Origin of the sequence: Allokutzneria sp. NRRL B-24872, from assembly GCF_002155965.1 — a bacterium.
In the GTDB taxonomy this organism is placed as follows: domain Bacteria; phylum Actinomycetota; class Actinomycetes; order Mycobacteriales; family Pseudonocardiaceae; genus Allokutzneria.
This window is the reverse complement of sequence record NZ_MUMH01000389.1, coordinates 1-676: the sequence shown is the minus strand read 5'-3', so window position 1 is coordinate 676 and position 676 is coordinate 1. Positions and strand designations below refer to the sequence as shown.

The window sequence follows — 676 nt, the reverse complement described above, 5'->3', positions numbered from 1 at the left end:
CTTGTGGGTGACGCCCTCCGGCAGGAGCGCGATGGCCGCGGGCGAGCCGGCGCCGTCCGGGTTGCGGCCGAGGTAGCGGCTGTAGGCGTCAAGATCGCTGGTCACGTCTTCGACGATGTCTCGTAGCTTGGTGATCGGGCCGGTCAGCTTGCCGACGTCGGGCAGCTTTGTGTTCTCGAGCGTGACGTGGCCGTGGAAGCCGCTGCTGGCGGCGTAGTAGCCGACGGACAGGCGTGGCTTGTTCGGCTTGACGAGCATCCCGTCGCCGAACTTCGCGCGGTAGCGCTTGGTGAACAGCTCCAGGAACTCGTCCGGGCAACGCACGGCGGGTGTCCGGAGGTGGGCGTCGGGATGGTGGCCGTACCAGGACAAAGCCCAGTCGGCCGGGATCGGACGTCCGTCGACGGCCAATTGCGCCAGCCCGATCTTGAGCTCCACGGGCAACTCTTGGCTCCACTCGGGGACCGGCGGCGCAGCGCGGTCGTGCCGCACCGTGGGATCGAGGAGAGCGACCGCGTCGAGCAAGCCTTCCGCGTAACCGCGGAAGGAGCGGTTGCCGCGGTAGATCCGGAGCAACCGGCGCACTTCGCCCACCAGGGTCGCGAACTCCCCGTCTGCGTCGTCGAGGTCGTGGATCTCGGTCAGCAGGCGGCGTTCGAGACCGTAGAAGTACAGG

At 68.2% G+C, this 676-nt stretch carries 1 protein-coding gene; it reads right to left on the bottom strand.

The annotated features are described in order from the left end of the window. On the bottom strand, positions 1-676 hold a 676-nt coding region (locus CCN37_RS38235), incomplete at both ends, for a TerB N-terminal domain-containing protein (protein WP_210408418.1).